This window comes from Sphingomonas sp. CFBP8993, from assembly GCF_034044895.1.
Lineage (GTDB): Bacteria > Pseudomonadota > Alphaproteobacteria > Sphingomonadales > Sphingomonadaceae > Sphingomonas.
Map to the genome: position 1 here is coordinate 128,462 of NZ_JAXCWU010000007.1, position 24,083 is coordinate 152,544.

28 protein-coding genes are annotated in these 24,083 nt (G+C 67.9%); 17 read left to right on the forward strand and 11 right to left on the reverse strand.

All coding sequences use genetic code 11. The features are described 5' to 3' along the window. The first annotated feature begins 6 nt into the window (after positions 1 to 6). From tolR to pal, 4 genes are all read left to right on the forward strand, one after another. Positions 7 to 477: a protein TolR gene (tolR, locus tag SOM26_RS15635; protein WP_320453639.1), complete on the forward strand. Its 471-nt coding sequence runs from the start codon at positions 7 to 9 to the stop codon at positions 475 to 477. After that, the gene (tolA, locus tag SOM26_RS15640) at positions 477 to 1,523 is read left to right on the forward strand and encodes a cell envelope integrity protein TolA (protein WP_320453640.1); all 1,047 of its coding nucleotides are present in this window, start codon (positions 477 to 479) and stop codon (positions 1,521 to 1,523) included. Before tolR ends, tolA begins: the two co-directional genes overlap by 1 nt. A gap of 11 nt (positions 1,524 to 1,534) precedes the next feature. After that, on the forward strand, positions 1,535 to 2,947 hold the full coding sequence (gene tolB / locus SOM26_RS15645) for a Tol-Pal system beta propeller repeat protein TolB (protein ID WP_320453641.1): 1,413 nt from the start codon (positions 1,535 to 1,537) through the stop codon (positions 2,945 to 2,947). A 70-nt stretch (positions 2,948 to 3,017) separates the two neighbouring features. Further along, positions 3,018 to 3,545: a peptidoglycan-associated lipoprotein Pal gene (pal, locus tag SOM26_RS15650; RefSeq protein WP_320453642.1), complete on the forward strand. Its 528-nt coding sequence runs from the start codon at positions 3,018 to 3,020 to the stop codon at positions 3,543 to 3,545. Positions 3,546 to 3,831: 286 nt separating this feature from the next. On the opposite strand, the gene SOM26_RS15655 is transcribed toward pal, so the two are convergent. The 3 genes from SOM26_RS15655 to SOM26_RS15665 form a co-directional block, all read right to left on the reverse strand. Continuing rightward, positions 3,832 to 4,704: a S1/P1 nuclease gene (locus SOM26_RS15655; protein WP_320453643.1), complete on the reverse strand. Its 873-nt coding sequence runs from the start codon at positions 4,702 to 4,704 to the stop codon at positions 3,832 to 3,834. A gap of 10 nt (positions 4,705 to 4,714) precedes the next feature. Further along, a complete protein-coding gene (locus SOM26_RS15660; RefSeq protein ID WP_320453644.1) occupies positions 4,715 to 5,641 on the reverse strand; it encodes an isoaspartyl peptidase/L-asparaginase family protein in 927 nt (308 codons plus the stop codon). A gap of 70 nt (positions 5,642 to 5,711) precedes the next feature. Beyond that, positions 5,712 to 6,854: an acyltransferase family protein gene (locus SOM26_RS15665; RefSeq protein ID WP_320453645.1), complete on the reverse strand. Its 1,143-nt coding sequence runs from the start codon at positions 6,852 to 6,854 to the stop codon at positions 5,712 to 5,714. An 88-nt stretch (positions 6,855 to 6,942) separates the two neighbouring features. Between SOM26_RS15665 and ispG the strand changes: the two genes are divergently transcribed. The 4 genes from ispG to SOM26_RS15685 all read left to right on the forward strand — a co-directional run bounded on the left by ispG (position 6,943) and on the right by SOM26_RS15685 (position 9,138). Further along, the gene (ispG, locus tag SOM26_RS15670) at positions 6,943 to 8,070 is read left to right on the forward strand and encodes a flavodoxin-dependent (E)-4-hydroxy-3-methylbut-2-enyl-diphosphate synthase (RefSeq protein ID WP_320453646.1); all 1,128 of its coding nucleotides are present in this window, start codon (positions 6,943 to 6,945) and stop codon (positions 8,068 to 8,070) included. Between the two features lie 80 nt (positions 8,071 to 8,150). After that, the gene (locus SOM26_RS15675; protein WP_320453647.1) at positions 8,151 to 8,378 is read left to right on the forward strand and encodes a hypothetical protein; all 228 of its coding nucleotides are present in this window, start codon (positions 8,151 to 8,153) and stop codon (positions 8,376 to 8,378) included. Positions 8,379 to 8,420: 42 nt separating this feature from the next. After that, a complete protein-coding gene (locus SOM26_RS15680; protein WP_320453648.1) occupies positions 8,421 to 8,828 on the forward strand; it encodes an NUDIX hydrolase in 408 nt (135 codons plus the stop codon). A 4-nt stretch (positions 8,829 to 8,832) separates the two neighbouring features. Next, complete coding sequence (locus SOM26_RS15685) at positions 8,833 to 9,138, forward strand: hypothetical protein (protein ID WP_320453649.1); 306 nt, start codon at positions 8,833 to 8,835, stop codon at positions 9,136 to 9,138. Here SOM26_RS15685 and SOM26_RS15690 read toward each other — a convergent pair whose 3' ends face one another. Beyond that, complete coding sequence (locus SOM26_RS15690; RefSeq protein WP_320453650.1) at positions 9,139 to 9,909, reverse strand: transporter; 771 nt, start codon at positions 9,907 to 9,909, stop codon at positions 9,139 to 9,141. Between the two features lie 227 nt (positions 9,910 to 10,136). On the opposite strand from SOM26_RS15690, the gene SOM26_RS15695 reads away from it, so the two are divergent. Both SOM26_RS15695 and SOM26_RS15700 read left to right on the forward strand, forming a co-directional pair. Further along, a complete protein-coding gene (locus SOM26_RS15695) occupies positions 10,137 to 11,030 on the forward strand; it encodes a DMT family transporter (protein WP_320453651.1) in 894 nt (297 codons plus the stop codon). Beyond that, a complete protein-coding gene (locus SOM26_RS15700; protein ID WP_320453652.1) occupies positions 11,027 to 11,503 on the forward strand; it encodes a GNAT family N-acetyltransferase in 477 nt (158 codons plus the stop codon). Before SOM26_RS15695 ends, SOM26_RS15700 begins: the two co-directional genes overlap by 4 nt. 320 nt (positions 11,504 to 11,823) lie before the next feature. Here SOM26_RS15700 and ppa read toward each other — a convergent pair whose 3' ends face one another. The 4 genes from ppa to SOM26_RS15720 all read right to left on the reverse strand — a co-directional run bounded on the left by ppa (position 11,824) and on the right by SOM26_RS15720 (position 15,662). Then, on the reverse strand, positions 11,824 to 12,402 hold the full coding sequence (gene ppa, locus SOM26_RS15705; protein WP_175311232.1) for an inorganic diphosphatase: 579 nt from the start codon (positions 12,400 to 12,402) through the stop codon (positions 11,824 to 11,826). A gap of 110 nt (positions 12,403 to 12,512) precedes the next feature. Then, positions 12,513 to 14,438: a M61 family metallopeptidase gene (locus SOM26_RS15710; RefSeq protein ID WP_320453653.1), complete on the reverse strand. Its 1,926-nt coding sequence runs from the start codon at positions 14,436 to 14,438 to the stop codon at positions 12,513 to 12,515. An 80-nt stretch (positions 14,439 to 14,518) separates the two neighbouring features. Beyond that, entirely contained in the window at positions 14,519 to 15,178 is a 660-nt protein-coding gene (locus SOM26_RS15715) for a DUF1345 domain-containing protein (protein ID WP_320453654.1), read from the reverse strand. Positions 15,179 to 15,224: 46 nt separating this feature from the next. After that, positions 15,225 to 15,662: a hypothetical protein gene (locus tag SOM26_RS15720; RefSeq protein ID WP_320453655.1), complete on the reverse strand. Its 438-nt coding sequence runs from the start codon at positions 15,660 to 15,662 to the stop codon at positions 15,225 to 15,227. A gap of 68 nt (positions 15,663 to 15,730) precedes the next feature. On the opposite strand from SOM26_RS15720, the gene SOM26_RS15725 reads away from it, so the two are divergent. The 7 genes from SOM26_RS15725 (at position 15,731) to SOM26_RS15755 (ending at position 20,899) form a co-directional block, all read left to right on the forward strand. Further along, positions 15,731 to 15,859, forward strand: coding sequence for a hypothetical protein (locus SOM26_RS15725; protein ID WP_320453656.1), 129 nt, complete (start codon positions 15,731 to 15,733; stop codon positions 15,857 to 15,859). Positions 15,860 to 15,865: 6 nt separating this feature from the next. Continuing rightward, on the forward strand, positions 15,866 to 16,015 hold the full coding sequence (locus tag SOM26_RS15730) for a hypothetical protein (protein ID WP_320453657.1): 150 nt from the start codon (positions 15,866 to 15,868) through the stop codon (positions 16,013 to 16,015). A 108-nt stretch (positions 16,016 to 16,123) separates the two neighbouring features. After that, a complete protein-coding gene (locus SOM26_RS15735; RefSeq protein ID WP_320453658.1) occupies positions 16,124 to 16,297 on the forward strand; it encodes a hypothetical protein in 174 nt (57 codons plus the stop codon). Positions 16,298 to 16,345: 48 nt separating this feature from the next. Beyond that, positions 16,346 to 17,668 carry a histidine--tRNA ligase gene (hisS, locus tag SOM26_RS15740; RefSeq protein WP_320453659.1) on the forward strand — a complete coding sequence of 441 codons (1,323 nt, stop codon included), beginning with the start codon at positions 16,346 to 16,348 and terminating at the stop codon, positions 17,666 to 17,668. Further along, positions 17,665 to 18,738 (forward strand): peptide chain release factor 1, encoded by a 1,074-nt coding sequence (gene prfA / locus SOM26_RS15745; protein WP_320453660.1) that lies wholly within the window; start codon positions 17,665 to 17,667, stop codon positions 18,736 to 18,738. The genes hisS and prfA overlap by 4 nt, the downstream gene beginning before the upstream one ends. 201 nt (positions 18,739 to 18,939) lie before the next feature. Then, a complete protein-coding gene (prmC, locus tag SOM26_RS15750) occupies positions 18,940 to 19,752 on the forward strand; it encodes a peptide chain release factor N(5)-glutamine methyltransferase (protein ID WP_320453661.1) in 813 nt (270 codons plus the stop codon). 283 nt (positions 19,753 to 20,035) lie between these two features. Beyond that, the gene (locus SOM26_RS15755) at positions 20,036 to 20,899 is read left to right on the forward strand and encodes a DUF4167 domain-containing protein (RefSeq protein WP_320453662.1); all 864 of its coding nucleotides are present in this window, start codon (positions 20,036 to 20,038) and stop codon (positions 20,897 to 20,899) included. 63 nt (positions 20,900 to 20,962) lie between these two features. On the opposite strand, the gene SOM26_RS15760 is transcribed toward SOM26_RS15755, so the two are convergent. Genes SOM26_RS15760 through SOM26_RS15770 form a run of 3 tightly spaced genes read right to left on the reverse strand, consistent with a single transcriptional unit; the run spans position 20,963 to position 23,794 of the window. Further along, positions 20,963 to 21,241 carry a hypothetical protein gene (locus SOM26_RS15760; RefSeq protein WP_320453663.1) on the reverse strand — a complete coding sequence of 93 codons (279 nt, stop codon included), beginning with the start codon at positions 21,239 to 21,241 and terminating at the stop codon, positions 20,963 to 20,965. A gap of 46 nt (positions 21,242 to 21,287) precedes the next feature. After that, positions 21,288 to 22,766 (reverse strand): oligosaccharide flippase family protein, encoded by a 1,479-nt coding sequence (locus tag SOM26_RS15765; RefSeq protein WP_320453664.1) that lies wholly within the window; start codon positions 22,764 to 22,766, stop codon positions 21,288 to 21,290. Next, the gene (locus SOM26_RS15770; protein ID WP_320453665.1) at positions 22,763 to 23,794 is read right to left on the reverse strand and encodes a glycosyltransferase family 2 protein; all 1,032 of its coding nucleotides are present in this window, start codon (positions 23,792 to 23,794) and stop codon (positions 22,763 to 22,765) included. The genes SOM26_RS15765 and SOM26_RS15770 overlap by 4 nt, the downstream gene beginning before the upstream one ends. Between the last annotated feature and the right edge of the window lie 289 nt (positions 23,795 to 24,083).

Below are 24,083 nucleotides of genomic sequence, written 5' to 3' on the forward strand. Positions count from 1 at the left end.
ACGGCGATGGCCATGAACCTTCCCTCCCGATCCGGCCGGGGTCGTCGCGCACCGATGGCGGACATCAACGTCACGCCGCTTGTCGACGTGATGCTGGTGCTGCTGATCATCTTCATGGTGACCGCGCCGCTGCTGACCACGGGCGTGCCGGTGAACCTGCCCGACAGCCGCGCCAAGGCGCTGGACCAGGAGCAGAAGCCCGAACAGATCGCGATCGACGAACAGGGCCGCATGTTCCTGAACGATGACGAGATCACCGAGGCCGACCTGCCCGCCAGGCTGGACGCCATCGCGGCGCGTAAAGGTCCCGACGGACAGGTGCCGCAGGTCTATCTGCGCGCCGACCGGGCGCTCGACTATGGCCGGGTGATGCGGGTGATGGGCGAGCTGAACCGCGCGGGCCTGAACCGCGTGTCGCTGGTCACCGTCGAGGGCGGGCCAGCCCAGGGCGCGGGTCAGGGAGCGGGCACCCGCTGATGGAGCGTGGCGAGCGGACAGGACTGGCGATCGCGGTCGCGGGGCATCTGGTCCTGTTCGGCCTGTTGTCGGTCGGCTTTCTGGCGACGCCGAACCCGGAGAAGCTGAAGGTCACGCCGATCGACATCTCGCTGGTCAAGGACGTCGCGCTGGAGGCGGCGTCGCCGACCCCCAACCAGCAGGCCGCCCAGTCGATCGCCCCCGAAGAAGGCACGCCCGAAGACGCCGCGCCGCCCGAGCCGGTGGAGGCCGAACCCGAGCCCCAACCCGCACCGCCGCCCCCGGCACCGCAGCCGAAACCGCAGCCGAAACCGCAGCCCAGGCCCCAGCCGAAACCCGAACCGGCCAAGCCCGAGCCGCGCCCGGAACCTAAGCCCCAGCCGCGCCCGCAGCCCAAACCGGCGGAAAAGCCGCAGCCCCGGCCCCAGCCGCCCAAGCCCCGGCCTGCCAAGCCGACCCCCGCCAAACCGGCACCCGCCAAGCCTGCGCCTGCGAAACCCGCACCGGCCAAGCCCGCACCCGCCGCTCCCGCCAAGGCCAGCCAGGCGGCCAGGCCCTCGGCGACGAAGCCTGCGACGCCCGCGCGCGGCAGCGGCAACAGCGCACACGCGACCACGGCCAAGCCGCGCGGATCGCATCTGGGCGACAATTTCCTGAAGGGCCTGTCCGCCGATCCGTCGCCGTCCAGGTCCGAGGCCGCGCCCGCCACCAGGATCGGCGCGCAGCAACTGGCCAACATCGCCTCGGCCATTTTGCGTCAGGTGCAGCCCTGCGCCAATCGCCAGGTCACGCCGGGCCCGGGGGCGGAGCGGATTCGGGTGACGATGAACCTGCGGCTGAACCGCGACGGCAGCCTGGCCGCCGAGCCGCGCGTGATGGGGCATAGCGGCGTCGACGGCGAGAATGATCGTTATGTCGACCGCGTCGACGCGCTGGCGATCGCCACCTTCAAGGGTTGCTCGCCGCTGCGCGGGCTGCCCAGTGACCTTTACGACGTACCGGGCGGCTGGAGCAATTTCACGCTGCGCTACAAACTTCCGGGTTGAGGATGATGCTTATGCCCCGTTCCCTGCTGACTCTTCCGCTCACCCTGGCGTTAGCCGCCAGTGCCGTCGGCGCGCAGGACGTGCCCGCGCCCGCACCCCAGGATCAGGCGCCTGCCCCGGCCGGGCAACAGCAGCCTGCCGCCCCGGCGGCGGCGGGCCAGGAAGGGCTGGTCGTCGATGTCGAGGGCGGCATTTCCGCGCCGATGCCGATCGCGATCCCTGCGATGCCGACCAGCGCGGTGGTGCAGACCCCGGCGGGCACGACAGACGTCGTCGGGCAGCAGCTGTCGCAGATCATCGCCAACGACCTGCGCAATTCGGGCCTGTTCACGCCGATCCCCCCGGCGCAGCTGCGCACCGTGTCCTTTCCGGAAGTGACCGCGCCCGCCTTCGACTATTGGAACGGCACCGGCGCGCAGGCGCTGGTCCAGGGTTATGTCCGCGCCAATGGCGACGGCACGCTGACCGTCGGCTGCTATCTGTACGATGTGCTGGCCAAGAGCGAGCTGGCGCGGCAGGGCTTCGTCGTCTCGCCCGGTGACTGGCGGCGCGCGGCGCACAAATGCGCCGACACCATCTATACCAAGCTGACCGGCGAAGGCCCCTACTTCGACAGCCGCGTGACCTATGTCTCGGAAACGGGGCCAAAGGGGCGGCGTATCAAGCGGCTGGCGATCATGGACCAGGACGGGGCGAACCACCGCTTCCTGACGAACGGCCAGTCGATCGTGCTGACCCCGCGTTTCGCGCCGAACCAGCAGTCGATCGTCTATATGTCCTATGTCGACAAGCGGCCCGCCATCTATGTCTATGACATCGGATCGGGACGCCAGCGGCTGGTGGTGCAGAATGCCGCGACGACCTTCGCGCCGCGCTTCTCGCCCGATGGCCGCTGGATCCTGTTCTCGATGGCGCAAGGCGGCAATACCGACATTTATCGCGTATCGGCGCAAGGGGGCACGCCACAGCGGCTGACCAACGCGCCCGGCATCGATACCGGCGGCAGCTATTCGCCTGATGGATCGAAGATCGTGTTCGAGAGCGATCGCTCGGGCGGGCAGCAAATCTATGTCATGAATGCGGACGGGTCGAACCAGCAGCGGATCAGCTTTGGCGGCGGTCGCTATGCGACCCCGGTCTGGAGCCCGCGCGGCGACCTGATCGCCTTCACCAAGCTGGGCGGGGCGTTCCGCATCGGCATCATGAACCCCTCGGGCGGCGGCGAAAAGCTGTTGACCAACAGCTGGCAGGACGAGGGGCCGAGCTGGTCCCCCAATGGCCGCGTCATCACCTTCCAACGTTCGACGCAAGGGGCGTCGGGCAAGGCGGATGTGTGGATGGTCGACCTGACCGGCGTCAACGAGCGTCGCATTCCGACCCCGCTCGACGGATCGGACCCGGCCTGGGGGCCGCTGCGCCCATGAGCCCGCGTCCATAACGAACAACTGCGCAAGTTTCGGGGGCGAAACAAACCCAGAGGGAGTTGAGAGTCCGATGAACAAGATCAAGACCACGCTCGTCGTCGCCACCATGGCGCTTGCGATCGCCGGCTGCGCGAAGAAGCGGCCCGCCGTGCTGCCGCCCGCACCGGTCGACCAGAATGCCGGTGTCGATCCCAATGCGGGGGCCAACACCGGCAATCCGGACGGCGCGATCGTCCCCGGCTCGGACGCCGATTTTCGCCGTTCGGTCACGTCGAACACCGTCCATTTCGGGCTCGACCAGTATGACATCGACCCCGAGGCGCGCGCGATCCTGGACAACCAGGCGCAGTGGCTGGCGCGCTATCCCAATGTCCGCATCACCATCGAGGGGCATTGCGACGAGCGCGGTACTCGCGAATACAACCTCGCGCTGGGCGATCGCCGGGCGAATGCGGCCAAGAACTATCTGGCTGCGCGCGGCGTGTCGGCGGACCGCATGAACGTCATCAGCTATGGCAAGGAACGCCCGATCGCGCTGGGTTCGGACGAGGCCAGCTATGCGCAGAACCGCCGTGCGGTGACCGTCGTCCTGAGCTGACCGGGTTTATCCTCCCCATTTCGGATGGGGAGGGGGGACCGCGTCCACGGTATGGGGTTGAGCGGCGTCGTCCGTCAGGGCGATCGGTGTGGGCAGGCTATTGCGTTCTTGCCCCTCCACCACCGCTTTGCGGCGGTCCCCCTCCCCAAGCAGAGCTTGGGGAGGAATGGGGTTGTCCCGAAACCGAGTCCCGAGCCCCCGTTCAGCCTGAGCGAAGTCGAAGGCCACGGGACAGGCCTTCGCGGCAAAGCGCCGGGCGTGCGCGTTGCCTTCTCGGTACGAACGATTACCCGCGGAAGGCGCTGTTCAGCAGTTTCGCCAGCCGCAGGCCGCCGCGCTTCACTTGTTCGCGCTCGACCGGGGCCATTTCGCGAATCGCGGCTTCATCCATCTTCATATGCGCGGGCGTCGGCCGGCACGGGTCGCCCCCCATGGCGGCGGCATAGGCGCGCTTGGCGATGGCCCAGTTCTCGCGGCTCCAATCCGTCACGTCGCCCGCCGCCTCGCGCCGCTGTTCGGCGGCCGGATAGGCGCGGACGAGCTTGGGCGGGGCGGAGATCGCCCGCTCGGCCAGCAGGCCGTCCCAGATCGAATGCAGGTTCAGGCGCGGCGTCGCGTACACGCCGTAATCGACATGGGTGTCGTTGCCGCCCTTGTCGCTCTTGTCCCCCGCATGCAGCGGCTGGTGCAGGTCGCCGACGAAATGGACGAGGAAGGCCAGCGCCATCACCCGCTCCTTCGCGCCCGCGCGCCTGTCCTTCAGGATGGCGAGCTGGCGAGGAATCTGCGCCGAGACGCAGTCGCCGGTGTCGCAGGCCGGGGGCAGGCGGAAGGGCTGGCAGATGTCGATATTCTGATAGTGCCAGACATAGGCATAGCTGAAGCGCGACTTGCCGTTTTCGTCCTTCAGCGGCTTCACGCAATCGGGCCAGACGCTGGCCTCCTCGATCGTGCGCACCGGGCAGGTCGGGGTGTCGAGCGTGGCTTGCGCCTTCAGGATCTGGCGGATCTGGCTCCGCGCCTGCGGCGTGATGTTGGCCCAGGCGATGGCCGCGACGGTTTCGTGGCCATATTCCCAATAGGCGGGGGCGGGGGAGGCGATGAACAGGCTGGCGAACAGGCCCGCCAGCATCCCGGTGAGGATACGCAAGTGCTTCATGGGCCGCCTTTTATCCTTCGTCGGCGTAGATCGCCACCCGGTGTTCGCCGCCCGACGTGGCGCGGCCGCGATACATGCCCGCCGTCGTCATGCTCCAGGCGATGGTGCCGTCGGGTCCGGCGACGATGGTGCCGCCGGTGCCGCCCAGATCCTTCACCTCGGCCAGGACGGTGTCGGCGGCGGCCTGGAGCTCCGCGCCGGTGAAGCGGCGGCGCGCCGCGATCTCATGCCCGACGCCGACGCGGATGAAGACCTCGCCAGAGCCCGTGCACGACACCGCGCAGGCGCGGTCGTCGGCAAAGGTCCCTGCCCCGATCAGCGGGGAGTCGCCGATCCGGCCCCAGCGCTTGCCGGTCACGCCCCCGGTCGATGTCGCGGCGGCGACATGCCCCTGCGCGTCACAGGCGACCGCGCCGACTGTGCCGTATTTCATGTCGCTGTCGAAGGCATCGGCGCCCTGCGACAGCAGCTCGTCGAGCTGGCGGCGGCGTTCGTCGGTGTGGAACCAGGCGGGGTCGACCTGCTCCAGCCTCTGTTCGACCGCGAATTGGTCCGCGCCCGCCCCGGCCAGCAGGACGTGGGGGCTCGCCTCCATGACGACGCGTGCCAGCGACACCGGATTGCGGGTGCGCGTGGCCCCCGCGACCGACCCCGCCCGCCGCTCGCGCCCATCCATGATCGCGGCGTCGAGCTCGTTGGTGCCGTCCCGCGTGAAGCACGCGCCGCGCCCCGCGTTGAAGTGCGGATCGTCCTCCAGCACGCGCACCGCGGCCTCGACCGCGTCCAGCGCGGTGCCGCCGTCGGCCAGTATGGCCGACCCGGCAGCCAGCGCGGCGTCGAGCGCGGCCCGCGCGCCCGCATCCTGTTCGGGGCTCAGCACCTCGCGGGTGATCCGGCCCGCGCCGCCATGGATGACCAGCGACCAGGATGGGGACATGGGCGAAACTCCAGCAGGGACAGGGAAATAGCCCCGTGCCCCTATCAGATCGCGGCCTGCCTGCCATCCCTCACGGTCGCAGGCCGATCAGCGGGCGCAGCCAGCGCACCTGCCGCCCGACGAGGTAGAAGGCCCAGCACCCCGCCACCGTCGCCGCGATCAGGATGACCGCGTCCAGCCATAGCGGCAGTGACAGGCCATGCAGCGCGAAGGCGACCAGAATGATGATCGTCTGGTGGATCAGGTAGAAGGGAAAGACCGCCTCGGTCAGGGTCGGTCGCCATGGGTGGTCGTGATTCCAGAACCGCTCCGCCACCCCGATCAGCGCGACGACCGCCATCCAGCCCTGCACCGCGCGTGCCCCGGCAAAGACGATGCCCAGCCCCGGCGGCGCGCCCGCCATACCCGGCCAGCGCCACTCCAACCCGGCCGCGACCCCGTAGCTGGCCACCGCGATGGCGGCGGCAACCGGCCATCCCCGGCAGAAACTGTCCAGCACCCGCTCCGACCCGGCCATGCCGAAGCCGAACAGCAGCGCGGGCAGATAAATGGCATGGGCCAGCCAGTCGTCGAGCAGGCCGTGCGTCTCCGATTGGCCGGGAAACAGGCGGATATCGACCAGCAGCAGCCAGACGACCGGCAGCACCGCGCCGCCCCAGCGGCCCAGCACCCGGTCGAAAGCCCTTTGCGCGGCGCTGGCCCAGCGATGGCCCAGCGCCAGCATCGCCGCGATCGCCATGGTATAGACCCACAGGTAACCGACGAACCAAAGGTGATTCCAGGCGGGCGTCGGCACCACCCCGCCGATCGCGCGAAAGCCCAGCCAGTCATGCAGCCAGAACGACAGGTAGGAGCCGCCATAGCCATATTTGCTCGCCAGCTCGGCCCAGATCTGCGGCGGCACCAGCACGCCGATGCCGAACAGCAGCGGCACCAGCAGGCGGATGCTGCGCCCGCGCGCGAAGCTGACGATCGTCGGGTGCCGCACCGCCAGCGCGCGGGTGGCATAGCCCGACACGACGAACAGAAGCATCAATCGCCAAGGATTGCTCGCCAGCATCGGGATCGCGACCCAGGGCAGGCTGGCCAGCTGGACATGGAAGCCCCAGGGCACGAAGACCATGCCGATATGGTACAGGATCAGGATGGCGAACGCCCCGACCCGCAACCAGTCGAGGCCGTAATGGCGGGGGATGGCGGTGGCGGCGGTCATACGGGCATCATGGGGTAATCTGGTATTCCGGGGCGACAGGTACAGCACTGACTTTGAACCGCAACGCCGTGCGCGTATATAAGGGCCCATGTCCATTCGTCCCTGGCGTGATATCGCCCGCCGCCAAAGCCGTCAGATCATGGTGGGCAACGTGCCCGTGGGCGGCGACGCCCCCGTCACCGTGCAGACCATGACCAACACGCCGACCAGCGATCCGGTCGCCACGCTGAACCAGATCCGGCGTTGCGAAGAGGCGGGGGCGGACATCATCCGCGTGTCGTGCCCCGACACCGATTCGACCGCCGCGCTGGCCAAGATCACCAAGGCGGCGCGGGTGCCGATCGTCGCGGACATCCATTTCCACTATAAGCGCGCGCTGGAAGCCGCCGATGCGGGCGCCGCGTGCCTGCGCATCAATCCCGGCAATATCGGATCGTCTGCGCGCGTCGCCGAGGTCGTGCGCGCGGCCAAGGCCAATGGTTGCGCCATCCGCATCGGGGTGAATGCCGGGTCGTTGGAAAAGGACCTGCTCGAAAAATATGGCGAGCCCTGTCCCGAGGCGTTGGTCGAATCGGCGCTCGACCATATCAAGCTGCTCCAGGACCACGACTTCCACGAATATAAGGTCGCGGTGAAGGCGTCCGACGTCTTCCTGGCGGTCGCGGCCTATCAGGGGCTGGCCGAGGCGACCGATTGCCCGCTGCACCTGGGCATTACCGAGGCGGGCGGGCTGATCGGCGGGACGGTCAAGTCCTCGATCGGCATCGGTTCGCTCCTGTGGTTCGGGATCGGCGACACGATCCGCGTCTCGCTCTCGGCCGAGCCCGAGGAAGAGGTGCGCGTCGGCTTCGAGATCCTTAAGGCGCTGGGCATCCGCAATCGCGGCGTGCGCGTCGTGTCCTGCCCGTCCTGCGCCCGCCAGGGCTTCGACGTGATCCGCACCGTGCAGGTGCTGGAGGAACGGCTCCAGCATATCCGCACGCCCATGTCGCTGTCGGTGCTGGGCTGCGTCGTGAACGGCCCCGGCGAGGCGCGCGAGACCGATATCGGCGTGACCGGCGGCGGCAACGGCAAGCACATGGTCTATCTGTCGGGCCTGACCGATCACACGGTCGAGGATGCCGACATGGTCGAACATATCGTCAAGCTGGTCGAGGCCAAGGCCGCCGAACTGGATGCCGCCGACGTCGCCAAGGCAGCGATCGCGGCGGAGTAAACCGGTCTTGTCCCGCCCCCCGATCGGGGTTTAGCATCGCGCTAACATCCTGATCGGGGAGGATAAAGATGATAATGTTGATGATGGCGCTGCTCATGCAGGGCCCAGGGGCGGTCGCAGCCGCGCCGCCCAGGCCGGCGGCGGACAAGAAGATCTGTCGCCGTGCGCCGGAAACGGGCTCGATCCTGCCCACCCGCATCTGCCACTCGGCGGAGGAGTGGAAGCAGCTCGACAAGGTCAACCAGGACAATGCGCTCGATACGCTGCGCCGTCGCGGCACCGGTATGTGCGACGGTCCCTGCCGATAGGGCCGCTTGCACGGCCGCGCGGAGGTACAGTACCAGACGGGCATGACCGTCATCCGTATCGCCGCCGCCCTGATCGAAGACGGCGCGGGCCGCATCCTGCTGGTTCGCAAGGCGGGAACGGCCTTCTTCATGCAGGCGGGCGGCAAGATCGAGCCGGGCGAAACCCCCGCCGCCGCGCTGCTCCGCGAATTGGAGGAGGAAATCGGCCTGACCGTCGCGGAGAGTGACCTGCACCCGATCGGCCGCTTCTCGGCGGCGGCGGCCAATGAGCCGGGGCACAGCGTCGACGCCACGGTCTTTCGCTTGCGCGTCGACCACTCGCCGGTCGCCGCGGCCGAGATCGCGGAGGCCATCTGGGTCGACGCGGGTTCGGTCGACGCGATGCCGATCGCGCCTTTGCTTCGCAATCATATTCTGCCATGGTGGCGGGGCGGAGCGGGCAGGGGGTGACGACATGCGGCGGATTGCGGTGATCATGGCGAGCGCGCTGGCCTTGACCGGCTGTGCGACGACGGGGACGGGCAAGCCGTTGCTGACCAAGCGTGCGTTTCACCGGATCGCCAGGACCTGCGGGGTCACGCCGACCATTTTCGCCATGTCACGCAGCGGCCTGCCCTATGTCCGGTTCCTGTACCGGGATGCGGCCCAGAAACGCGATGTCGGGGCGGCGCCCAGCGTGGAGTGCGTAGGCACGGCGCTGAACGCGTATCGGTACCAGTATTACGGCCCGGACGCCGATCCGCCGCGCCCCGACGCCTGATTACAGCCGCAACCCCAGCCGCACCCCCGCGCCCACATCCGGCGCGCCCTTGCTGACCCCGGCGCTGCCCTGCACCCCCAGCGACAGGCGCTGCGACAGCGCGGTGTCCAGCCCCGCGCCGATATCCTGCCGGTCGGCGACCTGATCGCTGGCTCGTGAGGCGTAGCTGTACGAGACGCTGACCTCGCTGGCCTTGCCGATGCCGAGCGCCAGGCCGCCGCGCGCGCTGGTTACGTCGCGCAAGGCATAGCCGTCGGGCTGTCCGACAAAGCTGTGGCCGACCGCCGCGAAGGGGGTGACCTTGCCCGGCACCGCAGCTTCGGCGACGACCGAATAATCCGCCTTGCCCGTGCCCAGCCCGCGCGCGGCCGAGGCGGTGGGCAGCTTGGCGCTGCCGGTCAGTGCCAGCGCCAGGTGATGGCGGCGCGGCGGGATCAACTGGACGGAGGCGCCGACCACCGCATCGCCCAGCCCGCTGCGCCGGACGCGGGTGGCGGGCCTGGTGGGATCGACCAGGATCGGCAGGCCCAGCGGTCCGCCCGGCGCCACGACATTGCCCGGCGCATCGACCTGTACATAGGGAAGGGCGGCAAAGACCGTCACCCGCTTGCGCTTGGCGCGCAACGTCGCGGTCGAGCTGGCGCTGCGCACCTGCTGTCCGGTGCCGTAGGTGCCCGAAGCATAGTCCCCGCCGACCGAGGCGGTCACCTGCGCGCGAGCGGGGGTGGCAGCCAACATGGCCAGACCGGCGGCAACGATCAGCGTTTTCATACCCTTTTGTCCCTTTGGTGTCCGTTTCGACACGGCAACGGATGCGGGGCGGGGTTTAATCCCGGCGATATTTGATTGTGGGAGCGACCCTCACCCTTCCCACCCACTATCGCGGGCGGGCCCCTTCCCTCTCCCGATGGGAGAGGGAGGGAGGCGCGAAGCGCCGGAAGGGTGAGGGTAGCTCGACCGCTCTCGCCTTTCCCTCCCACCCCCGGTATCGCCATGGCATGAGCGCACGCACGTCCCCCGTCATCGCCTTTGGCGCGGCTGCGCTGGGCATCGCGATCTATTCGGTGATGGACACGCTGATGAAGCGGCTGTCGATCGACAGCGGCGCCTATAGCGCGGTCCTGTGGCGGTCCTGGGTCGGTGTCGCGATCACGGGGGCGCTGTTCCTGGCCAAGCGTGGGCGCTGGCCGGGGCGTGAGGCGCTGACCCTGCATGTGGCGCGCGGGGCGACCGGGGGCGCGTCGGTGCTGTTGTTCTTCTGGGGGCTGGCGCGCGTGCCGATGGCGCAGAGCATCGCGCTGACCTTTCTTGCGCCGCTGATCGCGTTGTTTCTGGCCGCCTTCGCACTGGGCGAGACGATCCGGCGCGCCGCGATCCTGGGCTCGTTGATCGCGGGGCTTGGCGTGCTGGTGATCGCGGGCGGCGAGGTGCAGGCGCAGGCCTCGACACAGGTTGTGCTGGGCTCGATCGCGATCCTGGTCGCCTCGATCCTCTATGCGGTCAGCCTGGTGCTGCTCCGGCGGCAGGCGCAGGTCGCGGGACCCGCCGAGGTCGCGCTGTTCACCATGCTGGTGATCGCATTGCTGATGACCCCGGCGGCGCCCTTTGCCGCCGGCTGGCCCGCGTCGCACCAATGGCCCAGCATCGTGGTCGCCGCCCTGCTGGGTAGCCTGTCGGCGCTGCTGCTGGCCTGGGCCTATGCGCGGGCCGAGGCGCAGATCCTCGCGCCGGTCGAATATACCGCTTTCGTCTGGGCGGCGTGCCTGGGCTATGCGGTGTTCGGCGAGCATGTGTCGCCGTTCACGCTGGTCGGGGCGGCACTGATCATCGGCGGGTGCGTGGTGGCGGTGCGCCAGCCCGGACCGGGGCCGCAGAGCGAGGCAGGACTATGACCATCATTCGCGCGGCCACGCCCGCCGACACCGCCACCATCCTGGGCTTCGTCCGCGAACTCGCCGCGTTCGAGCGCGAACCCGATGCGGTCGTCGCCACCGAGCCGATGCTGGCCGAGGCGCTGTTCGGCCCGCGCCCGGCGGCGGAAGCGGTGATCGCCGAGCGCGACGGTCAGGCGGTCGGCTTTGCGTTGTTCTTCGCCAATTTCTCGACCTGGACCGGGCGGCAGGGGCTGTATCTGGAGGATCTCTACGTCACGCCGTCCGCACGCGGCGGCGGGGTGGGCAAGGCGTTGCTGATCCATTTGGCGGGTATCGCACGCGACCGGGGCTGGGCGCGGTTCGAATGGTCGGTGCTCGACTGGAACACGCCCGCGGTGGAATTCTACCGCGCGATGGGGGCGCAGCCGATGGAGGAATGGACCGTGCAGCGGGTGTCGGGAGAGGCTTTGGCGCGGTTGGCGGGGCGGTAGGGGATGGTTCGCGCGGAGGACGCAGGGGGGCTGTCTCTTTTTCCTACCCGCTTGGCTTTTGCGGGATGCCGTTAGCTACCGGCGAGACACCTCTCCACCCCCGTTCGGCTTGGAGCCTAGTCGAAGGCCAAGCGATGATCTTTCCCCAAGCTCCGGGATTGCCCTCCCCCAGCCCCTCCCGCCTGCGGGAGGGGAGCAGAAGTCGGGGGTCCCGCCTGTGGGAGAGGAGCAAGAAGATCAGGACTTGGGCGTAGCCACCCACAAAAAACGCCCCGGTGCGCGGGGCACCGGGGCGTTTTTCAAACCGAAACCCTATGGGTTCAGGCGCGGCCGGGCACGTCGTGGTCGTGCGGCTCTTCGCCCTTGGCCTTGGCGTCCTCGTAGCGTTCAATCGCCTCGACGACGATGCGGCGGGCTTCGTCGCGGTCGCCCCAGGTGCCGATACGCACCCACTTCTTCTTCTCCAGATCCTTGTAGTGGGTGAAGAAGTGCTCGATCTGCTGGAACACGATCTCGGGCAGGTCGTCGCGGCCGCCGACGTTCGAATAATAGGGGAAGGTCGAGTCGACCGGCACGCAGACCAGCTTCTCGTCGCCGCCGGCTTCGTCTTCCAGGTTCAGGACGGCGATCGGACGGGCGCGCACGACGCAGCCCGGGATGAACGGCGTGCGCGACACGACCAGCGCGTCGAGCGGGTCGCCATCAGGCGATAGCGTGTGCGGCACGAAGCCGTAATTGGCCGGGTAGCGCATCGGCGTGTGCAGGATGCGGTCGACGAACAGCGCGCCGCTGGCCTTGTCGAATTCATACTTCACGGGCTCGCCGCCGGTCGGCACTTCGATCACGACGTTGATGTCATCGGGCGGGCTCTTGCCGACGGGGATAAGGTCGATGCGCATCGAAACGGTCTTTCTTGCCTAGGTACCGGAAGAGTTCCGGTGGAAAAACAATGGCGGGCGCGATAGCGCAACCCGCCATGGCCTGTCGATAGATGTCGGTCAGTCCGACCTTAGCGCGCCGTGAGCAGTCGATCGAGTCCGGTTTCCCCGGTGCCGACCTTTTGCAGGCGCGGATAGCGCGGACCGCCGGTATAGTTGAGCGTCACGTCGCGGAACTGATCCTGGTTCTTTATCACCAGCTTGACCGGCTTGGCCGGATCCTTGGCGGCCAGGATCGCGGCCTTCAGGCGATCGCCGGTATAGCTTTCGCCGTTCACCGCCTGGATTTGCGTGCCGACATCGATGCCCGCCTTGAACGCGGGACTGTCCCAAATTGAACTGGTCACCTCGCCGCTGTTCGACACCGACATGCCCAGCGAATAGTTGACGTTGGTGCTGCCCTTTTCGCCCTGCTTGAAGGTCGCGGTCGGCGTGTCGGTATAGACCAGCTTGTAGCCGTTCATGGCAAAGCCCTCGATCGGGGCGGGCTTGCCCGTCTCGGTGATGCGCTGGCGCAGGAAACCGGCCCAGTCATAAGGGACGATACCGTTCAGCGTCTTGGCGACGTCGTCGAAGGTGTAGGTCACCTCGCCCCAGTCGCCGTCGCGGATGCCGAAAAAGGCCTTGGCGAAATCGTCGATCGACTTGGCGCCGTTCGACTTCTGGCGGAGCATCGCGTCGACCTCCATCCAGACCATCAGGCCCTCGTTATAATAATCCTCCGACCGCTGCCAGCTGGTCCAGCCCTTGGGCTTGCGCGACGAGATGATGGGGTCGTTGGTGGTATCGACCAGGTCGCGCCACTGCCGCGCGGGTGCGGTGTCGTAGATGGCGAGGATCGAGGCGTACTGGTCCAGCGTGTCCTGCTTCGACACCAGGCCCGACCGCGCCTGGAGCACATAGCCCCAGAACTGCGTCTGCCCCTCATAGACCCAGAGCAGCGAGTTGCGCATCGGCGTGCGATAGTCCGGCGTCCACAGGTCCGCCCCGCGCCGGAACTTGCCGTCCCAGCTATGCGTGAACTCGTGCGGCAACAGGTTGCGGCGGCCCGGCCCGGCATCCCATTCGGTGAAATAGCCCGGCGTCACGCCATTCTCGGACGAGCGATGATGCTCCAGGCCGATGCCGCCCAGCTGGTCGCTGATCGACAGCAGGAACTCGTACTTGTCGTAATGCTGCGCACCGAAGGCCTTGACCGCCTGGTCGACCAGGCGGCTGTGCGCGGCGATCTGTTCGGGCTTGGCGTTCAGCTCGGCGGCGTTGTCGGCAAAGACGTTCAGGTTCACGCGCGGGGTCAGCGGGAAGACCTTGCCATACTTGCCTGCCAGCACCGGCGAATCGACCAGGATCTCGTAGTTGGTCGTGTCATAGGTATAGGTCGAACCCGATGCCTTGGACGGCACCGCGCCCGCCGCCGTCCAGCCGGCCGGGAAGATCGCGGTCATCTGGATCGGGATCTGGCGGGTATAGTAACCGGCCGGATAGAGGCTCAGCGAATTGGGCTGGAGCGAGATCATCGTCGGGGTGACGGCGATACGGCCCTGGTCCGGCTTGGTCGCCGACAGGAACTGGAACTCCAGGTCCAGCGCCTTCGCGCCCGAGGGCACGTCGATATGGAAGGCGAAGACGTCGACCGGATCGCGGGTCCAGGGCAGGAGGCGGCCGTTCGCCTTGATGACCAGGCCCGCCAGCTTCTCGATCTCGCCGCGCGGATTGTGCGCGCCGGGCAGCCACTTCGGGAACAGCAGCGCCATCGGCCCCGCCTTGGCGACCGGGATGGTCTCCTTCACGCGGAAGATGCCGCGCTGGGTATCCGTCGCATCGACGACCAGCTTGATCGTGCCCGGATAGGGGGTGTCGACCGCGTCGGGGATGGTTTCGACGAAGGGCAGGGCGGCGGCGGGGGCGGAGTTACCCGGCGGCACCTGGGCGACGGCGGCGGCGGAAGAGGCGAGCAGCGAGGCGACGAACACGGAACGAAGCGGGTTGCGGATCATGGAAGGCCTTTTGCGGCGAGAGATGCCCGCAGGTTAGGCATCCGATAGGCCAGTCGTCCAGACCCTTTGGACCTCGCCTCCTATCCGCCGCCGCCCAGCACGTTGACCGTGAAGGCGATCACGCCGAGGTTGAAGATGAACGCGGCCAGGCACTGCCCCGTCACCACGCGCCGCATACGGCGCGACGCGATCGACACGTCCGACGTCTGGAAGGTCATGCCCAGCGTCACCGAGAAATACAGGAAGTCCCAGTAATCGGGCTCGGCCGTATCGGGGAATTGCAGGCCCCCCGCATCGCCCTTGTCCCCGGCGCTGTAGAACAGGTGCGCGTAATGCAGCGCATAGACGACGTTCGAGAACAGCCAGGCCAGGATCAGCGTGCCGACGACCAGCGCGATGGTCACGACGCTGCTCCGCCCGCGCAACTCGCCGCCGACCGCGACTAGCACGACGACCAGCACGATCCCGCAAAAGACCAGCAGGACCGCGCGGTTGGCGTCGTTGCGCGCGGCCCGGCGGCGCATCCGAACCGCCTCGCCCTGTCGCAGCAGCGGGACGAGCGAGCCGATGAACAGCAGCGCGGCGGCGTCGAACCCGGTCAGAATGCCCCGCGTCATCCCGAAATGCGGGGAGAGCAGGACACTCGCCACGATCAGGATCGCCGCAAAGGCCAGGAAGCGCGGCGGCGCGATCCGATCGCCGATACGGGTTTGCAGGCGTTGCCAGCGGGTCGTGGTCATGGAGGGGGATGTACGCTTGCCGGGGGCGGCTTGGCTATGGGCAGGATCAATTGGACCGAGCAAGATGGAGGGTGTAATCCGGCAGGTGAATCCCCGCTGCCTCCCAGTCCATCAGTCGCTGGCCGGGCGCCATCGGAAGGGCGGAAAGCAGCAGCATCCTGATCGCCCACGCCCGCCCGCGCTCCGACAGTTGCTCCCAAAGCCATCCCGACGCGGCGTAGAGCGGGATCATCGCGATCCAGCCCCAGGCGACACCGACCGCCATCGAAAACCGGTCATGGAAAAGTCCGCCCGACCAGAAGGCGGACAGACACCATCCGAGCTCGAAATAGCTGCCCCATATCAGGTTGCTGCCCCATTGCCCCAGCGACAGCCCGAACAGCAGCGTGGCCAGGATGCTGGCCGAAGTCGTGGGCAGGGCCACGAAGATCAGCCGAAAATCGGCCTTGCTGGTCTTCATCACCATGCCCTCCATCACGCGCATTTTCGACCGAGCATGGGGTACCGGGAGAGTGCAAGCCGCGATGAAGGGCAAAGCGCCGGATGCATGGAATGAAGACCGGTCGTGCACGATCCCTGCAAAAACCTGACCCTGTTGTGGGCGTGGAGCGCAGCGGCCATGCCACGGTCGATCACGGCTATTCCAACGTCCTGCTGACCCTGGACGACAAGACCCGCTGACATGCCATGTTCATCGCCGAGCCGACCGGCGCGCCCATGCTGCACCTGTTCAACGCCGATACCCAGGATCTGGTGGACGTGGCCATCGACAAGGACGGTCCTTCGCTCTTGATGATCCGCCGGGGCAAGGAAATCTATCGCATCCCGACCGAGTGAAAGCGGGTGCGGTCCGCTCTTGTCCGCAAGGGCGTGACCCGGATGTTTGATGGATGTCGTTCCATGCCAGGGTCTTGAGGGGCGCAGTTTGGGAGGAGCCCGGCATGAATGCCGCCCCCCAAGCCCACCGCACTTCGCCCGCGTGACCGCAGTTGTTTCGGGGTGAAGCCGCAATTTTCGGGTTTGCATGCGACCAGCCCGCCGGTGCTGCTGCCGCTACCGGGGGTGACCCGGCCGACCCATGAACCGGCGGGGGCCGATGGCTTGTCCCGCGAGGCGTGATCGCACTCTAGCGCAGCGGCGCTCGCTACCTTAGATAGCGCCACCTCTATGGCACGGATCGAAACCCCCAAGCGCGTGCGCGGCACGCAGGACATCTTCGGTGAGGAGCAGCGCCGCTTTGCGCAGGTGCTGGCCACGTTCGAGCATGTCCATGGCCTCTATGCTTTCCAGCGGCTCGACCTGCCCGTGTTCGAGGACACGCAGGTCTTTGCCCGCTCGATCGGCGAGACGACCGATGTCGTGTCGAAGGAGATGTACACCTTCCCCGATCGCGGCGGCGACCTGTTGACCCTGCGGCCCGAGTTCACTGCCGGGATCGCGCGCGCGTACCTGACCGAGGGGTGGCAGCAATATGCGCCGCTCAAGCTTGCGACGTCGGGTGCGGTGTTCCGCTATGAGCGCCCGCAAAAGGGCCGCTATCGCCAGTTTCACCAGATCGATGCCGAGATACTCGGCGCGGCCGAACCCGCGGCGGATGTCGAGTTGCTGGTGATGGCCGACCAGTTGCTGCGCGAACTGGGGATCGCCGAGGGCGTCACGCTGCAGCTCAACACGCTGGGCGATGCGGAGACGCGCGATGCGTGGCGCGACGCGCTGGTCGCGCATTTCGAGGCGCACCGAGGTGAGCTGTCCGAGGACAGCCTGGTGCGGCTGGAGAAGAACCCGCTGCGCATCCTCGATTCGAAGGATCCGCGCGACCGGCCGATCGCCGATGCGGCGCCGGATATCGACGCCTATCTGACGCCCGAGGCGCGCGCCTTTTTCGAGGCGGTGACGGCGGGGCTGGACGCGGCGGGTGTCGCCTGGACGCGCAATGCGCGGCTGGTGCGTGGCCTTGATTATTATCGCCACACCGCGTTCGAGTTCGTGACCGACCGGCTGGGCTCGCAGGGGACCGTGCTGGCGGGCGGGCGCTATGACGGGCTGATCGAATCGCTGGGCGGCCCCGCCACGGCGGGCGTGGGCTGGGCGGCGGGTGTCGAGCGGCTGGCGATGCTGCTCGACGAACCGGCCAGGCCGACGATCGACGCGGTCGTGGTGCCGATGGGCGCGGCGGCGGAGTTGCGCGCGACCGGGCTGGTGGCGGAACTGCGCCGCGCGGACGTCGCCACCGACATGGCGTTTCGCGGCAATATGAAGCGTCGCATGGCCAAGGCGAACGACCAGGGTGCGCGTTATGCGCTGATCCTGGGCGATGACGAATTGGCGAACGGCGAGGTGCAGGTAAAGGCGCTGACGACCGGCGAACAGGCGAAGGTCTCGCTCGACACGGTGGCGCAGAGCCTGTCCGACCTGTTGTTCGAGGACGAGATCGCCGCGGATCATGGCGAACGGCTTCCTCCCTTGGTGCAGCGTCTGACCGCGCGATGAAGACCATCTCCGCCGAGCGCATCGCGCAGATCGAGGCGCGACGCGACGAACTCCAGGCGATGATGGCGACGGGCGAGTTGCCCTCGGACCGCTTCGTCGCGGTGTCGAAGGAATATGCCGAGCTGGAACCGGTCGCCAACGCCGCCGCCGAGGTTCGCCGGTTGCGGCAGGAGGCCGACAGCCTGGCGTTCATGACGCAGGACGGCGACGACGAGCTGCGCGAGCTGGCGGCGGAGGAGCTTCACGCCAACCGCAATGCGCTGGCCGAGGCGGATCGCCACCTGGCGCTGGCGCTGCTGCCCCGCGATGCCGCCGACGAGCGTGCCGCGATGCTCGAAATCCGCGCCGGGACCGGCGGAGACGAGGCGGCGTTGTTCGCGGGCGACCTGTTCCGCATGTACCAGCGCTATGCCGAGCGGCAGGGCTGGCGGGTCGAGCTGATCTCCGCCTCGGTGCCCGACACCGGCGGCTATAAGGAAGTCGTCGCCTCGGTCGCGGGCGCGGGCGTGTTCGCCAAGCTGAAGTTCGAATCCGGCGTCCACCGCGTCCAGCGCGTGCCGGTCACCGAATCGGGCGGGCGCATCCACACCTCGGCGGCGACCGTCGCGGTGTTGCCGGAAGCGGAGGAGGTCGACCTCCAGATCGACGACAAGGACCTCCGCATCGACATCTATCGCTCGTCGGGCGCGGGCGGCCAGCACGTCAACACCACCGACTCGGCGATCCGCATCACCCATATCCCGACCGGGTTGGTCGTGATCCAGCAGGACGAACGCTCGCAGCACAAGAACCGCGCCAAGGCGATGAAGGTGCTGCGCACCCGCCTGTACGAGGCCGAGCGCGAGCGACTGGCCGCCGAGCGCGCGGGCACGCGGCGGTCGATGGTCGGATCGGGCGATCGTTCCGAGCGCATCCGGACGTACAATTTCCCGCAGGGCCGCGTGACCGATCACCGTATCAACCTGACCCTCCACCGGCTGCCGGAAATTCTGGAGGGCGAGCTGGACGAACTGATCGGCGCGCTGCTGGCCGAGGACGAAGCCGAGCGGCTCGCCGCGCTCGATGGGTGAGGGGGCTCACGTAGCGATCAAAGAGGTTCGCGCGGAGACGCGGAGACGCGGAGCGGTCCAGCCCGCTGCGCCGCAGGCCTTCCATCTCCGCTGGTTGATGACGCCCGGGCGTTGCCCCACGCCGGACATCTCCGCGCCTCCGCGCCTCCGCGCGAGCCAAATTCTTCTGCGTTTCGGCATTCGCCGTGGTGAGACGGCGGCGTGACCGACGCCCGCACCGCGCTCGCGCAGGCGGCAGAGCGGTTCACCTTCTCCCCCACCGCGCGGCTCGACGCGGAACTGCTGCTCGCCCACGCCCTGGGGATCGAGCGCAACGCGCTGCTGCTCGATCTGACCCGGCCCGTTCCCGACAGCTTCTGGCCGCTGGTCGAGCGCCGCGCGTGCCAGGAGCCGATCGCCTATATCACCGGCACGCGCGGCTTCTGGACGCTCGACCTGATGGTCGGCCCTGGCGCGCTGGTGCCGCGCGTGGACAGCGAGACGCTGGTCGATGCGGCGCTCCGGCACTTCAGGGGGCGTCCCCCCGCCACCCTGCTCGATCTGGGCACCGGTCCGGGCACGCTGCTGCTCGCGCTGCTCGATGAATGGCGGGATACCAAGGGCCTGGGTGTCGACCGTTCCCCGCAAGCCCTGCAATATGCCGTCGCCAACGCCGCGGCCTGCGGAATGGCCGACCGGGCGCGGTTCGTGCTGGGCGACTGGGCAGCGGCGCTGACGGGGCCGTTCGACTGCATCGTCACCAATCCGCCCTATATCGGCACGGCCGAACCGCTTTCGCCTGAAGTGCGCGACTATGAGCCCGGATCGGCGCTCTTTGCCGGGCCCGACGGGCTGGACGATTATCGCCTGCTCGCCCCCGAACTGCGCCGCCTGCTCGCCCCCGGCGGGGCGGCGGTGGTCGAGATCGGGCATGAACAGGCCGAGGCGGTGACGGCTTTGCTGTCGGATCAAGGCTTTGCCGTGACCCTGCACCGCGACCTTGGCGGGCGGCCGCGCGCCCTGCTGGCGCATTGAACAATCGCGACGATGCCCTATATTTCACTTGAACGACCCGGCCCGGACCCGCTAGAGCGGGGGCAGGGGCACGCGAACATTCGGCACTCCCAACGTTATTCGGGGCACCGTATTCGGGGTCGTCTGATTTCGGGCCGATGCCCATACCCTTCGTCATGCAGTCGCTGCTGTCCGGCGGCCGTGGCAGCGCCCGAATTCGGGCGCGACAGCTTCGCATCGCGCGAATCGCGCGCGGTGCCGGGAAAAGTGGACCTTGTTGGTTTGACGACTAAGGACGAACAGCTTGATCAATAATCGGCAGGCCGGCCGCCGTCGCGGTCGTGGCGGCAACAACAACGGTGGGCAGCGTCCGGGTGGCAATCCCGGCCGCCCCGACAATGGCAATCGCATCGACAACCGCGCGCGCGGCAACGCTAGCCAGCTGTACGAGAAGTACAAGAATCTGGCGACCGAGGCGCAGCGTCAGGGCGACCGGGTCAACACCGAATATTACTGGCAGTTCGCCGATCACTATTTCCGGGTGCTGAGCGAAACCCGCTCGCGCTTCGAGGAGCAGAACCAGCGCCGCCAGCCGCAGGAATCGCGCGAAGACCAGTATGACGACGGCTTCGACAACGACGCCGACGATTATGGCGACGAGGGCGATCCGATCCGTCCGGGCGAACAGCAGGGCGAGGTCGAACAGCCGCGTCGTGAGCGGCAGCCCCGTGAGAATCAGGGCCGCGACAACCAGCAGCGGGAAAACCAGCCGCGCGAAACCTATGCGCGCGACAATCAGCAGCGTGAAGAGCGTCCCCGTCGCGACCGCGACGACCGCCCGCGCCGCGAACCGCGCGAGGATCGCCGCCCGATGCGGGCCGAACAGCCCGTCATGGCCGAGGAAGCGCAGCCGGTCGTGACCGCTCCCGCCATGACCCCCGAGGTCGCGGCAGCACCGCAGGCCGAGGAGGAGGCACCCCGCCGTCGCGGTCGCCCGCGTCGCGAGCGTCCTGCCGAGGACGTGGTGGAATCGACCGGCTTCGACGCCGATCGCCTGCCGCCCGCGCTGAGCGCCGCGCCGGAAGCGGAAACGGCGGCGGAAGAAAAGCCCCGTCGTCGGCGCATCCGCGCCGCTGCGCCGGTGGAGCCGGAGGCGGCGGCGGGCTGATCGCCCTTCACGCTTTCGATCGATCAAGGACCGGCCTCCGCAACATTTGCGGGGGCCGGTTTTTTATGGCCGCCGGTCGACATCCTCGTCATGCCCGGTGCCCGAGCTGAGGAAGACCAGCCCCATCAGCGCACCGGTCAGCATCACCATGCCGCCGATCCCGCCGATCACCCCCAGCATCGTCACCGCGTTCAGCGGGCCATAGATTCGAGCCAGCGCGATCATCGCCACCGCCACCGCGATGGCGGCGGCCACCGTCATCCACGCCATCATCATCCGGAACCGCGCCCAGGCAAAGGCCGCCTGTTTGGGATCGTCGAGGCCGGGTGGGGGAAGGCTCATGCCCGGACTATGGGTGGCGCGAGCCTGCTCGGCAAGCCGCCACGGATCAGGCCGACGAGGTCGCGTTCCGCCCCGGCCGTTTCGCCCACATCGCCTGTACGATCGCATTGATCTCGAGCCGGACGGGGTGGCGCAGCGTGTAAATGACCGCCAGCCATGCGAGCACGCCCGCAATGGCGCTGAGGCTCAGCAGGGCGAATCCCACCGCTTCGGGCGAAGCGACCCAGCGATAGACGGCGAGCAATGGGGCCACCGTGGCCAGCGCGGCGATCAGGCCCTGTGCATAGATGCCCAGCATATTCCGCCAGGCAAAGCCGGTCAGCCGTTGCAGCAACCCGGCATAGATGACGAACCACAAGATGCCATAGCCGACCCGCGACGCGGCGGCCGCCTCCAGCCCGAGCATCGCCCCCAGCAGCAACAGCCCGATCGATGCCGCCGTATCCAGCAGGTTGAGGAAGACGAGCTGGCGAATCCGGCCCAGCAAAATGGGCAGCTCGACGTGCAGCGGCAGCGCCGACATGAAGACCTGTCCGATGGCGATCCAGGCGAGCAGCGGTGCGACCCCGGCCCAGCGCGCGCCGTAGAGCATCAGCACGATCGGCGTCGCGGCGGCGGCCAGGAACGCCATGGCGGGCCAGGTCGCCGCGCTATAGGCCGCGACGACCCGCTGATAGGGGGCGGCCAGATCGGCCTCCTCGTCGCGCAGCCGGGCGAAGGCGGGGTAGAACACGCCGTCGACCGCGCCGCTGACCAGCATCTGCAACTGCGCGGCCAGGCTGGAGGCGCGGCTGAACAAGCCGACGGCGGTCAGCGTCAGGATACGCCCGATAACCAGGTCCGGGCTGCGCGTGCCGATCGCCCCGCTGATATGCAGCAACGAACTGTTCGACCCGAAGCGCAGGATCGGGCCGACACCCTTCAGGCGCGGCGGGAAGGGAGGGCGGATGCCCGATCGCCACTGACCGATCAGCGCGCGGGCGCCCTGCTGGGCGACCGCTGCCCAGGCGAGCGCGAACGCCGAATAGCCCGCCCAGGCCAGGCCGAGCGAAAAGACCGCATTGATGATCGCGGCGCCGACATTGACCTGGAACAGCGACTGATAATCCATCCGCCGCTGCAACATGGCACTGGGCACGATGCCGAACGGCACGACCAGATAGGATCCGGCAATGATGACGAGCAGCGGGGTCAGCCGCGCATTGCCGTAGAATTGCGCGACCGGCCAGGCGAGCGCCAGGATCAGCAGGCCGATGCCCAGCGCGAATATCAGCGATACCGAGAAGCACGTCTCGATCTGCGCGTCGCTCAAATGGCGTTCGCCCGCGACGAACCGGCTGATGCCGAAATCCTGCAGCACCGACACCATCATCGCGGCGGACAGCGCGATCGAATACAGCCCCATTTCCGGCGGGGTCAGGAAGTAGCGCGAGATGATGACGCTGACCACGAACTGGACGGCAAAGGCGATATATTGCGCGCCGATCGACCAAAGCGCGGCGCCCCGTACCGAAGACGACGTCATCGCCGGACCGCGTCGCGGGCCAGGGTGCGTGCGAGCCGCCAGGCCGCAACGGGCCTGCCGCTCCGCGCCAGCCGGGCCACCGCGTGCCACAGGCCCCGTACCCGCTGCCCTCCCACCCGCTGTCCGGCATGGCCGCGCGTCTCCGCCAAATGCGCGGCGATCAGCGGCAGGCCGTCACCCGCCAGCGAAGCGGGATCGAACAGGATGCCGCGCGTCACCTCGGCGCGGATCGCCTGCGCGGTGCCGGGGCGGTCGAATGCGGCGTCGAGCGCGTCGATCGGCGGCAGAACCTGCCAGGCATCGGTCGGATCGGGCCGCCCCGCCAGCCGCTCGGCCCGTGCCAGCCGCGCGACCGCCGCGCCATAATGCTGCGCCATGACGTGACGATTGGACACCTGGGTCGGCGAATAACGATAATAGAGCAGCCGATCGGGCAGATTGGCCATATGAGTCCGCTCCGCCAAGCGCAGCCACAGGTCGTAATCCTCACAATGGCGATAGGCCGCGCGATAGCCGCCGACCGCACGCACCAAGTCTCTGCGCATCATGACGGAGGGATGGCACAGGAGCGGGCCATCCTCGAGCGCAGCGATCACCGCGTCCGGCGTGATCGGATGATCGATCGTCCAGTCGCGACGCAGGTCACCGGTCTCGGTAATGCCGAAGACGCGGGTGCCCAATACGCCATGATCGGGATGCGCCTCCAGAAAGGCGATCTGCTGCGCAAAGCGATCGGGGTGGGCGATGTCGTCGCCATCCATGCGCGCGATATAGGGGGCGCGTGCCTCGGCGATGATGCGGTTCAGGCTGGGGATCAGCCCTTGGTTGCTCTGATGGATCACCCGGACGCGCGGATCGGACGCCGCATATCGGTCGAGGATCGCAGGGGACGCATCCGACGAACCGTCATTGACCGCCAGCAGTTCGAAGTCGGTGAAGCTCTGCGCCAGCATGCTGTCCAGCGCGAGCGCCAGATAGGCCGCATTGTTATAGACGCTCAGGGCGACGGTGATGCGAGGCGATGTCATGGTCGTATCGCACGGTTCCTAAACGCAACGGCTAAACATGCCCTTAAACGAGGCGCCGTGACGGCGCTAATCCTGAATGGCGGAAAGGTTCCGATCCCGAGACACCGGGAGGCGATATGCAACATACGGATAAATAGCGGTTTTTCGATTTTTACAGAAAAATGGCATTTTTTGTGTTGACCGGTTCGGGACCTCGGCCTAGAGGGGTTTCACCGCAGCGGTGGTCGCAACGACTGACCGGTGCAGCTACGACAGACTGGTGCGCTGGAAGCCCTGGGAACGGGGTGGT